The organism is Photobacterium sp. Ph5, assembly GCF_022129445.1.
Classification (GTDB): Bacteria; Pseudomonadota; Gammaproteobacteria; order Enterobacterales; family Vibrionaceae; genus Photobacterium.
In genome coordinates this window covers 18,560-30,976 of record NZ_JADQAQ010000025.1, presented here as the reverse complement: position 1 = coordinate 30,976, position 12,417 = coordinate 18,560, and the positions used below count along the sequence as shown (strand labels likewise).

Sequence of the window (12,417 nt, the reverse complement as noted above, 5' to 3'; positions counted from 1 at the left end):
ACGGTCAACAACGACGTTTATACTGTCTTTGTTGACCGATTTTCATTAAGACGCTAGCTGAAAGTCACCTAACAGCGCGTTATAAACATCTTTGTTATGTAACACCCCAACCAATTGATTATTTTCAACCATGAGCAATGGTTTGTTATTGAGTCGCTTCAGCTCAATGGCATCTCGCATACTAATATCAGGGCTGACCATCACTATAGTCGTGTCATTAACATGACTTGGAATAGCATCTGTAATTTGCCATGAAAGACAATCAACATGACCTTCATTCACGATAGACAGCGTATCCTTATTCTGAGCGATCCAAAGCTCATCAGCATCACACACTTTATAAGTATTTCCCCGTTGCTCTAATGCGTTTACTGGCGTCATCAATGAGCGCCCTTTCAATACATTTAACGGGTTAGTATGTGCGACAAAATCACGGACATAATCCGTTTTCGGATTCAGTACAATCTCTTCAGGTTTTCCGTGTTGAATCAGCTTTCCTGACTCCATGATCGCGATATTATTACCAATTTTAAGTGCCTCATCTAAATCATGACTGACAAACAAAATCGTCTTATTTAGTTTGCTTTGTAATGCTAATAATTCATCTTGTAGCTGCGCACGTATTAACGGATCAAGCGCTGAAAAAGGCTCATCCATCAGTAAAATATCGGTATCCATAACAAATGCACGTGCTAGTCCCACTCGTTGCTGCATCCCGCCCGATAACTCTGATGGGTATTTATCTTCCCATTCAGCCAGTCCCACCATTTCTAACTGCTCTCTAGCGCGCTGATGGCGCTCTTTCTTCGGGACATTTTGCATTTCAAGACCAAAAGCAACGTTATCTAATACAGTTAGCCATGGCATTAAGGCAAATTTTTGAAACACCATCGAGACGCGATGAGTACGAAGATGCTGTAACTGGGCTTTTGAGCAGTTCGCTAAATCTACGGTTTGTTCACCATCTTTAATCAATAGTTCGCCACGACTTATATCATTCAATCCATTAACTGCACGTAATAGACTTGATTTCCCCGAACCAGACAACCCCATTAGTACGCAAATCTCGCCTTCTTTGATTTGCAGGCTAACGTTATTTACCCCAACAACTTGGTTTGTTTCATCAATAATTTGTTGGCGGCTTTTTCCTTGATCTAATAACGCTAAGGCTTGTTGCTGTTTATCGCCAAACACCACATCCAGATTGTTAATCGTTATTGCATTCATGATCACAGCTCCTTTTGTGCTGGTGTTTTACATAATCGGTCTAAAATAATCGCAACCAATACAATCGCAAGTCCCGCTTCAAAACCTTGCGAAATGTTCACGGTATTTAGTGCTCGTACAACAGGTTTTCCTAATCCATCAGCACCGACTAACGCGGCGATAACCACCATAGACAAAGACAACATAATGCATTGGGTGATACCCGCCATAATACTCGGCATCGCTGCGGGTAACTCGACTTTTAACAGTAACTTCATTCGGCTTGCACCAAACGCTTTGCCTGCTTCAATTAAATCTTCAGGCACTTTCGTGATCCCTAAATACGTGAGTCGTATTGGCGCTGCAATGGCAAAAATAATGGTCGAGATAAGTCCCGGTACAATACCTAGTCCGAACAAAACCAGCGTTGGAATTAAATAAACAAACGTTGGCACCGTTTGCATTAAATCTAAAATAGGACGTATCAAGGTATACAACCACGGACGATGCGCAGACATGATCCCGATTGGGACACCAATAAGCACTGAAATAGTTGTGGCAGCAAAGACTAACACAAAGGTTTCTAACATCTCCTGCCAGTAGCCTAAATTTAAAATAACTAATAATGCTGCAACAACGAAAACCACTAATGAAATTTTACGGTGTAAGTACCATGCTAACGCCGCGGTGATTAAAATAGGCAGTGCTGGCGGCATCCACTTAAATACATCAACTAAAAATAGAATTACGGTTTCTAAGAAAAATGAAATGGCGTCAAATAACCCTGCAGCATTGATAGTTAACCAATCAACACCTGCTTCCATCCATTGACCCAAAGGGATTTTATTATCCGTAATGAAATTCACACTTTTGCCTTTTATTTGATAAGACGATGCTTACCACCTTATTTTTATGAAGTTTTACAATAGCTAATAACAAAGAAGTACCTGCGCTAATAAACAAGAAGTGATTATTAACGCAGTATTTTAAGAAAGGATTAAGATTGCTTTAAGTAATCCAACACCGCAGTGCTGGCCACTTTACCTTCGCGAGTTTTAACGTCTTTGAGCCATGCTTCCACTTGTTGTGGATTTTCACTCAACCATTGACGTGCTGCTTTTTCAGGTTGAACCTTTTGATTAAGGATCGCTTCCATTAAGCTATTTTCCATTTCTAAGCTAAATGAAAGATTTTTCAGAAGTTGTCCAACGTTTGGACACTCGGTTAAATAGTTACTGCGAACATTGGTGTAGACATTGGCACCACCATAGTTAGGTCCAAAGAAGTCATCACCACCAGCAAGGTATTCCATTTCAACATTGCTATTCATTGGGTGTGGTGCCCAACCTAAATAAACAATCCACTGATCACGGCGTACAGCGCGAGAAACTTGCGAAACCATCCCCGCTTCACTTGACTCCACTAGGCTAAAGTCTTTCAAACCAAACGCATTCGTGTCGATCATTGATTGAATTAAACGGTTACCATCATTACCGGGTTCAATACCGTAAATACGACCTTTAAATTTATCCGCATGCTTTGCCAAATCGGCAAAGCTCTTAACACCCGCGTCATAAACATATTTAGGCACAGCTAAGGTATATTTTGCACCTTCTAAATTCGCTTTTACTGTTTCAACCGTTTTGGCTTCACGATATTTCGCAATATCGCCTTCCATAGTCGGCATCCAATTTCCTAAAAAGACATCAATATCACCATTCGCCATTGAAGAGTACGTCACGGGTACTGACAATAAATCAGTTTTCGTGTTGTAACCCATTCCTTTTAAAAGCTCAGAAGTTACCGCTGTGGTTGCTGTAATATCCGTCCAGCCTACATCAGCAAAACGTACCGTATCACATTGGTTAGCATAGCTATTAAAAGCAACTGAGCTTAACGCTAAGGCAAGAAGTGTTTTTTTAGTAACAGACATAATTATTCCTTTGTCTTTTTATTTATCATTATTAAGTACGTATATCCCACGTACTTATTGTGAATTGTTTCGTTGGGTCGTTTCCCAATCAGGGGCAATCCATACAGGTACATTGCCTGCAGGAAGCGGGGTTCTCTGTAAAATAAAATCAGCAGCTCGCTCAGCAACCATGATTGTTGGCGCATTGAGGTTACCGTTAGGAATCGTCGGGAATATAGAAGAATCAACAACACGCAAGTTTTCAATACCGCGAACGCGACACTGTGGATCGAGTACTGCCATCACATCATTATCATCACCCATTTTACAGGTACAAGATGGATGATAAGCACTCTCTACATTTTCTTTTACCCACTGATCAATAGCCTGATCAGACGTGATATCCGCTCCCGGTTGAATCTCATCGCCACGATATTGATCCAGTGCTGATTGCGCCATAATTTCACGGGTTAAACGAATACAATCTCGCCAATCCTGCTTATCTTGCTCGGTAGAGATGTAATTGAATTCAATTTTAGGTTTCGCATGCGGATCATTCGATACAACAGAAACTGTACCTCGGCTCTGTGGCTTATTAGGCCCCACATGCACTTGGAAGCCATGACCATCAAATGCAGCACGACCATCGTATCGCATCGCTGCAGGTAGAAAGTGATATTGAATATTTGGCCACTTTAACCCTTTACGCGAACGAATAAAGGCGCAAGATTCAAAATGGTTAGTCGCACCTAGACCTGTACGAGTTAGTAGCCATTGCGCGCCAATTTTACCTTTGCTGACTAAATCTAATTTACTGTTTAAGGTAATGGCTTCATTACAGTGGTATTGGAAGTAAACCTCTAAGTGGTCTTGTAAATTAGCCCCCACCCCAGGAAGATCGTGCACAAGGTTAATCTTCGCGTTCTCCAATACTTCAGCAGGCCCAATACCAGACAATTGTAATAACTGGACTGAACCAATGGAGCCAGCACTAGATATTACTTCTTTTGTGGCAAATACTTGAGATAGCTTACCTGACTGTTCAAATTCAACACCTACCGCTTTTTTACCATCGAGTAGGACTTTGCGTGCCACAATGCCTTTTTTCAACGTCAGGTTTGAGCGCTTTAATGCACGACGTAAATACGCATTCGATGTCGATGCACGCACACCTTTATCGACTGTCATATGCATGGCACCAAACCCTTCTTGTTGGTAACCATTGTAATCATCAGTTTCGGGATAACCGGCTTCTTTACCTGCATCAATAAAAGCTTGGTAAAGTGGATTGAGTTCCATGTCATTACCATTACACGTGCCAACAGGACCTTTGCTACCACGATAAGCGTCACCGCCTTTTATCCATGTTTCAGCACGACGAAAATACGGTAAACATGCTTGGTAATTCCAGCCTGTAGCCCCTTCTTGTTCCCATTCGTCATAATCACATGCGTGACCACGTACATACACCATGCCGTTGATAGAAGAACTACCGCCTAATACCTTGCCTCGTGGACAATGTAATTTACGTCCGTCTAAGCCTTGTTCTGCTTGAGTTTCAAACTGCCATGCATATTTTTCACTGTTCATTGGATATGACAGTGCCGTTGGCATTTGAATAAAAATACTGCGATCACTACCACCAGCTTCTAGCAATAACACATCATATTCACCGCTTTCACTTAAACGGTCAGCTAATACACACCCTGCCGAACCCGCGCCAACAATAATGTAGTCATAGTGTTGAGGTTTATTTTGCTGCTTATTTTGATCCATCAAAATCGACTCCATCCGTTAAGCATAAGGACTTTGGTAATCGCCCAATTCAATAAGTACACTTTTGGTTTGGGTATAATGTTGTAAGGTTTCTATACCGTTTTCGCGTCCAATCCCTGATTGCTTATAACCGCCAACAGGCATTTGCGCAGGAGAATCCCCCCATGTATTAACCCAACAGATCCCTGCTTGTAATTGATGGATAACGCGGTGGGCTCTCGCTAAGTTTTGGGTAAACACACCCGCAGCTAAACCATAGTGAGTATTATTAGCACGAGCGATAACATCATTTTCATCGCTAAACTTAATTACCGACATCACAGGCCCAAAAATTTCATTTTGAACATGAGACATAGATTCGTCGCAATCAATAAAAACGGTAGGTTGAACGAAATTACCTTGTGCTAACCCATTATCAGTACATTGGTATCCACCAGTCAGCAAGGTTGCACCACTTTGTTTAGCGGTATCAATTGCTGATAGCACTTTTGATAAGTGTGATTTTGAAATCAGTGCGCCAATTTGAGTCTCCATATTCATCGGATCGCCAACGATTAATAATTCAGTTCGGCGCTTAAGTTGCTCTATAAACGTGTCGTAAATAGTCTCATGAACATAAACACGGGTACCATGTGTACATACTTCACCTTGGGTATAGAAGTTAGCCACCATTGCTGCAGAAACAGCATGATCGACATTAGCATCATCAAAAATGATCATTGGCGATTTGCCACCTAATTCCATCGTGACCGACTTTAAGGTTTGTGCACTATCAGCCATTACCGCTTTACCTGTGCCGGTTTCACCAGTAAATGACACTTTAGCGATCTCAGGATGTGCCGTTAGCATCTGCCCTACTCGGTAATCACCTTGCACAACGTTAAATACGCCATCCGGTAGACCTGCTTCAGTAAAAATCTCAGCAAGCTTTAGAACTGAAAGTGGTGTTTCTTCTGATGGTTTGAAAATCATGGCATTACCCGCAGCAAGTGCAGGCGCTGATTTCCACATCGCAATTTGGATCGGATAATTCCACGCACCAATACCTGCACAAATGCCCAATGGTTCTCGTCGCGTATAAAAGAACTGATTTTCACTTAAAGGTTGCTGTTCACCTTGAAGCCCAGGTGCTAACCCTGCAAAGTATTCAATAACATCAGCACCCGTTTCTATATCAACCGCTATCGCTTCTTGTAACGGTTTACCGGTATCTGTGACTTCCAATGCCGCTAATTCATCGTTGCGTTTTCGCAGTAACGCAACAGCACGTAATAAAATACGGCTACGTTCAGTTGGCGTCATAGCCGACCATGTAGCAAACCCTTTTTTGGCAGCGCTAATCGCTAACTCAAGATCCGCTTGAGAGGCTTGCCCAATGGTTGCTATCGGTTGACCATTAGCAGGGTTAAACGTTGTAAATTGAATATCAGAAGATGCAGCAACATAGTTACCATCTATATATAGTGATTTCATATCCATTTGAAACTCTTAGAAATTATAATTTTGAATAAAAAGCCAATTGCTTTTCTAAATAATCATTAATGATCATGCGAGCATTATTCGCATCAATACCTTTGGGGTTTAATGTCCCGCGCAACCAAATACCATTAATTAATGAAGCTATACCATGGGCAACTAATTCAGCTTGAGAAGATGGTAATAACCCTTTAAGTTCAATCTTTAAATGTGATAGCAAACGTTTTTCATTAACTTGCTGTAGGCGACCTAACTGTGTGTCATGCATAGCGTAAGACCAAAATGCTAACCATGTTTTCGCTACTTTATTTTCAGCTTGATAACCATCAAAATTGCTCATGATAATGGCATTAATTCGACCTTGATGATCATTGCGGGGGATTTGGCTTAATGATGTTGTAACACTCATTGACAAACGACGTAAAATTTCACGCATAGTCTCTTCTAATAAACCATGCTTGCCACCAAAATAGTGATTGATAATCCCCGTTGACACCCCTGCTTCTTTACTGATCAAAGAGATACTTGCTGCATGTAAGCCAACTCGTTCAATCACTGCCATCGTGGCATTTACAAGCTGTGGTTTACGAATATCAGGCATTCCAACCTTTGGCATAATGCTCCCATTTATTTTTATTGAACGATCAATTAAGTATAAATGTGACATATTTTTAACATTAAATCAAAATAAAACCAAAATCACAGTTTAAAAAACCATCGAAACAAAGAAAATCGCTAGATTATCAACACAATAAAAAGTGTAAGAAAATGTTAACAAAATAAGGTGGAGTTAATGGTCGCACATAACAACTCATATAACGAAAATGTTATGAGCAATTATTAACTCTTATAAATTCTATTAATAATATGTAATAAAAGAAATGAAATATCAGTAAGGTGAGCTATACAACATAAACTCAATTTGTTTTTTTAATTTAGCTATTTTGGTTTATAGTATTCTAGCTAATAACTAGAACTTTATAGACAATGAGTATAAAAAATAGAATTAATAATGTTTATCGTTACTTTGAGCCTAATTTAATCATTATTGGCTATCTTGGTTGTATCGGTTTTCCACTATACTTCTTTGTTTGGCATTACCTTTTTCCTCAACCTTATGAGAATTTTATACTCAGGTTGTTTTGTGGCACCTTATTTATTCCATTTGTGTTAAAAGATCATCTTCCTAATTGGTTTTTACGTTATAAGGCGATTCATTTCATTGCCACAATTACCATAGGATTACCTTTCTTTTTCAGTTACATGCTGATTATGAATGATTGGTCTATTCCTTGGATCATGTCTTTCATGGCTGCACTGTTTCTATCTATCTTATTGATTTACGATGCATATATTATTACTGCTATCTCTATTGTTGGAATATCATTAGGCGCATTATTCTCTTATGGCTTCCATCCAATAAACAGCGATAATTTTCATTGGGGCTATATTGCTGTTATTAGTTTTTCATATATAACTGGTATTGCCTCACATTATAGAAATCATATTCATTATGAAGATCAATTGCTTTTTGCACGTAGCTTTAGTGCTGGTATTGCCCATGAAATGAGAAACCCTTTTAGTTCTCTTTACTCATCTATGGAACTCATGCTAGACATTCTTCATCAAAAGAATGATGACAAAGAAAATAATATTAATGAGTTAAAAACCATAATTAGAAGTAATATGACCGTTATTAATAATAGTAATGAAACAATTAACTTATTATTAAGCTCGATTAATGAACATGCAATTTCAAAAAACACATTCCAAGAATATTCTATTGTTAATATAGTTAAAAGCTCAATAGACAGTTTTGGTTATCAATCATCAAAAGATAGAAATTTAGTTTCAGTTAACTTCAATAAAGATACAAATTATTTTGGCAGTGACATTTTATTTCGTTATGTCATTTTCAATCTTATGAAAAACGCATTTTATTACAAAGAAAAAAATAACTTCAGCATTGATATTAATATAGAAGTAAATAAAAAAAATAATATTATTAAAGTAAGAGACACTGGTATTGGTATTCCGAAGAATAATATTAACGCTATTTTTGATGATTTTTATACACATGGTAAAAAAAACAGCTCAGGTCTAGGGTTGCCTTTTTGCAAAAAAGTAATCACAGCATTTGGTGGTGAGATAACTTGTCAATCAAAGCTTGGTGAATGGACTGAGTTTACTATCCTTCTACCTAAAATTAATTCAAAGTCCGTTAATAAGTTAAAATATGAGTTGATGTCTAAAAAGCACTTATTATATATAGGTGATAATAATAGTGATGTATTTGAACTTCAGAAAAACTCATTTTCTCATGGCTACAATTTTAAAACAGCAAGTCCATTTAAATTAATTGATATACCACTTGATCAAGTCGATATGATTGTGGTTAATCTGGATAGTTATGGTGAACATAATTACTATCTATCTAAATTACAAGATAAGCTCGCATTATCAACGACTAAAGTACTGTATTTATATCGCGAAGCTAAAGCATTACACTTGATTTTAAATCCTAAAGTTAATTATAAATTAGTGAATGTACACCAAATTAAAAACGATATTACAAATGGTATCTGTAAGTTCTTCTTCATTCATTTTAATAATCAAAGCAATACGCCACAGCAGCAAACGACAGAAGAAAAAAGTATTTTATTAGTTGATGATAATACATCACTACGCATGTATACAGGAATACTACTCCAACGTAGTGGATTTCATGTAATTCATGCCGAGAATGGCGTTAATGCTCTAGAGCATCTAGAACAAAACAACGTTGATCTTATTATGATGGATTTAGAAATGCCTTTAATGGGAGGCTTAGAAGCCACCAAACAAATTCGTTCTAATAAAAAATATGGATTACATCAAAAAACACCCATTATTTGTTTCTCAGCATCGCTTGATGAAAAACAACAGCAAGAACTTAGTAAAATAGGTATGAATGGCTTTATTTTTAAACCTGCCACTAAAGAACAAATTTTTGATAATATTGATCGTTTTATTAACTAGAGTGCACTTACCCACTATCGTTTACGTAAACGTAAAGCAATAATGGGTAAGAATTTATTCTATTACTTCAAAGATAGTTCCTCGCGCATATCTCGACACACAGCAAGTAACGTCGAGATTTGCTCGTCACTCACATCACTATTTAAAGAAAAGCGAATCACATTTTTATTTTTAGGGGTCGCTGGTGAACAGAACACAGAACCAAATACATCTCGGGATTCTAAATAATCACGGATAACTTCTGTATCTTCATCGTTACCACTTTCAAGAGCAATAATTTGTGACTGGCTCTTAATTTTATAGCCAAGATTAACTAAACCATTACGTAGTTTCTCAGACTGAACAAACAGCTGGTTGCGCTTATCATCTGCATCTTTAATGACATCTAACGTCGCTTTTAAGATTTCTAGCTCATGATTTAACAGCGCAGAACTGAAAATCGCAGGAAATGCAGTGAATGGAAACGACTTCGCTACAGCTTTACTGCATAAAATCGCCCCAGCTCGATAAGCGAAGGCTTTTGCCAAACTCGCAGTTAAAAAATCAACTTGATCGGTTAAGCCTAATTCAGCCACTAATCCTGCACCATTTTTTCCGTGTGTACCTAGCGAATGAGATTCATCTACTAACAAGGCACAACCATAACGGTTAGCTATTTCAACTAAATCATGCAATGGCGCAACGGTTCCTATTGTGCTGTACACCGAATCGACCATGATTAACCCAGGACCTTCACGTTTAATTTGCTTCTCAAGATGGCGCATATTGTTATGCAGAAACGTTTGAATATTCCCCTCTGCACGTTTTGCACCATCCCATAACGACATATGAGCAAAGAAATCGATATAGATCGGTGTACCTTGAGGAATAAGAGTTTGAATTAATCCAACATTTGCCGCCCAACCCGATTGGGAAAGAACACATTTTTCAAAACCTGTTAGCGCTGCTAATTGCTCTTCAAATGTAGTGCCACTTTCAGTTTGATGCTGGAAGACAGCAGACATCACGACTTCATGTTTATGGTCTGTAATAGCTTTTAAGTGCTGCAGCTGAATATATTCATGTCCTGTGATAGCGAGATAATCATTACTTTGTAATGTTATTGAAGTATCCGAAGGAATTTTACCTAATACTAAATGTTTTTTATTTTTACGGGAGTAAATATCTGCCTCTAAGTGCGCGTCAATTTTTTTTTATGAAGTTTGGAAGTGATTTTACGTTAATATTTTTCATCGTTATTACTCTTACTTTTGTTAATAGAAGTAACAATATTAACAATAATAACTCCCCCATTCTAAATAATAATTTTGTTAATCACCCCTAAAATAATTAACATTTATTTCATTAAGTTATTTATTTAAATTTACAAATTATTATATTTTAATAAGGGACTTTTATCTGTAAAATATCACGTCATTATTTACAGATTGGTTAATAAAATGACATACAGAGCTGCTATTTTTGATATGGATGGTTTATTACTTGATACAGAGCGTGTCTGTATGGATATATTTAAACAAACCTGTAAAGACTTTAACCTCCCCTATCTTGAACAGACCTACTTAAATATTATTGGACGCAATGAGGCTGGTGTTGAAGATCTGTTACGGGTCAGTTATGGCAAAACCATGGACTATCCTGTATTTCGCAAGCAATGGAAGCAGGTTTACTTAAACATTGTTGAAAATGAAGCCATTCCAGTAAAAGATGGCGTTATTGCTTTACTCAATTGGTTACAAACACAGAATACTCCTATGGTTGTGGCAACCTCAACCAATCGGCAATTAGCATTAAAAAAATTAGCCATGGCTGGCTTAAATGACTATTTTTCAGCAGTGACTGCTGGTGATGAAGTGACAAATGGCAAACCTGATCCTGAGATTTACTTACTCGCAGCAAAGCGTTTAAACGTGAAGCCTAGTATGTGTATTGCTTTCGAAGATTCAAATAACGGCGTTAAAGCTGCAGTTTCAGCTGGCATGCAAACTTTTCAGATAATTGATTTAGTGCAGCCCAGTGAAGAAGTTAAAGCATTAGGTCATGGGATATATACATCAATGAATGATGTTCTTACAAAGCTTAAATCGTAATTCATCATTAATGATATTGTGATAATTTACTCACATCGCGCATTTAAAAATACATACAAAGGCAATTATGTTTAAAAAATTAAAAGCCTCATTAGGTATTGGTTCTGCAAAAGTAGATACTATTTTGCATAATCCTTCACTTTATCAGGGAGAGATATTACAAGGAAATGTACATATTAAAGGTGGAGATGTAGAACAAGTCATTGATGCTATTTCATTAAAGCTTTGTACTGATATGAAAGTAGAACTAGAAAATGGCCACAGCTATCAAACCTTTGTGTTAGGAACGATAAAAGTTAATCAACCGTTTACGATTCATGCCAGTGAGGAGAAGTCGCTGCCTTTTGAATTTAAACTGCATGATGAAACACCTATCACCCAACTTAACACTCAAAATAACCAATCGAAAGTATGGTTAGAAACAACGTTAGATATTGATTTCGCCATTGATCCTTCTGATCGTGATTTTATCGAGGTAAAACCTCTCCCAGCTATCGCTAGTGTCATTGAGAGCATTGAGAATGCAGGCTTTAATTTAATGAAAACTGATGTGGAAAAAGGTTTTCTACAAGGCGGACACTTTGCTTCACAATCGGGCTGTTATCAAGAAATCGAATTTCGTAATAGCGGATTTTTTAGCAGCAAAGAAATTGAATTATCTTTTATTTTAGATGGCGCTGTCATTCACTGTCTTGCTGAAATAGATCGTTCTATGTCTACCCGAGGCGATCAATACACCTCATTCAGTATTAATAGAAATGCATCAGCCTCCGACATTAGTTATCAATTAGATACGCTGTTAAGAATGTAGCTTAAGTATGATATAAACAAGTAAAAGCAGCCTTGTTGTCAAAGGGGATGTTTAAGAAGTTGAAGTTATCTTTGACGTAAACGACTCATTAAATATTTAATTTATCGTTAGCTCCCCTTAAATACTGT

10 protein-coding genes are annotated in these 12,417 nt (G+C 37.6%); 3 read left to right on the top strand and 7 right to left on the bottom strand.

The window, feature by feature from the left end; all coding sequences use genetic code 11:
• Positions 1–45 precede the first annotated feature (45 nt).
• From choV to betI, 6 genes are all read right to left on the bottom strand, one after another.
• On the bottom strand, positions 46–1,227 hold the full coding sequence (gene choV, locus I3259_RS11320; RefSeq protein ID WP_238029723.1) for a choline ABC transporter ATP-binding protein: 1,182 nt from the start codon (positions 1,225–1,227) through the stop codon (positions 46–48).
• Between the two features lie 2 nt (positions 1,228–1,229).
• A complete protein-coding gene (gene choW, locus I3259_RS11315) occupies positions 1,230–2,072 on the bottom strand; it encodes a choline ABC transporter permease subunit (protein ID WP_238029722.1) in 843 nt (280 codons plus the stop codon).
• Positions 2,073–2,203: 131 nt separating this feature from the next.
• On the bottom strand, positions 2,204–3,139 hold the full coding sequence (locus I3259_RS11310; RefSeq protein WP_238029721.1) for a choline ABC transporter substrate-binding protein: 936 nt from the start codon (positions 3,137–3,139) through the stop codon (positions 2,204–2,206).
• A 54-nt stretch (positions 3,140–3,193) separates the two neighbouring features.
• Positions 3,194–4,894 carry a choline dehydrogenase gene (gene betA, locus I3259_RS11305; protein WP_238029720.1) on the bottom strand — a complete coding sequence of 567 codons (1,701 nt, stop codon included), beginning with the start codon at positions 4,892–4,894 and terminating at the stop codon, positions 3,194–3,196.
• Positions 4,895–4,912: 18 nt separating this feature from the next.
• Complete coding sequence (betB, locus tag I3259_RS11300; RefSeq protein ID WP_238029719.1) at positions 4,913–6,373, bottom strand: betaine-aldehyde dehydrogenase; 1,461 nt, start codon at positions 6,371–6,373, stop codon at positions 4,913–4,915.
• Between the two features lie 16 nt (positions 6,374–6,389).
• On the bottom strand, positions 6,390–6,986 hold the full coding sequence (gene betI / locus I3259_RS11295; RefSeq protein ID WP_238029718.1) for a transcriptional regulator BetI: 597 nt from the start codon (positions 6,984–6,986) through the stop codon (positions 6,390–6,392).
• A 371-nt stretch (positions 6,987–7,357) separates the two neighbouring features.
• Between betI and I3259_RS11290 the strand changes: the two genes are divergently transcribed.
• The gene (locus I3259_RS11290; RefSeq protein WP_238029717.1) at positions 7,358–9,388 is read left to right on the top strand and encodes a hybrid sensor histidine kinase/response regulator; all 2,031 of its coding nucleotides are present in this window, start codon (positions 7,358–7,360) and stop codon (positions 9,386–9,388) included.
• 62 nt (positions 9,389–9,450) lie between these two features.
• Here I3259_RS11290 and cqsA read toward each other — a convergent pair whose 3' ends face one another.
• Positions 9,451–10,551, bottom strand: a complete 1,101-nt coding sequence (cqsA, locus tag I3259_RS11285; RefSeq protein ID WP_346015698.1) for an alpha-hydroxyketone-type quorum-sensing autoinducer synthase — start codon at positions 10,549–10,551, stop codon at positions 9,451–9,453.
• 276 nt (positions 10,552–10,827) lie between these two features.
• Between cqsA and I3259_RS11280 the strand changes: the two genes are divergently transcribed.
• Positions 10,828–11,478, top strand: a complete 651-nt coding sequence (locus I3259_RS11280) for an HAD family phosphatase (RefSeq protein WP_238029716.1) — start codon at positions 10,828–10,830, stop codon at positions 11,476–11,478.
• A 67-nt stretch (positions 11,479–11,545) separates the two neighbouring features.
• Positions 11,546–12,289 (top strand): sporulation protein, encoded by a 744-nt coding sequence (locus I3259_RS11275; protein ID WP_238029715.1) that lies wholly within the window; start codon positions 11,546–11,548, stop codon positions 12,287–12,289.
• Positions 12,290–12,417 lie beyond the last annotated feature (128 nt).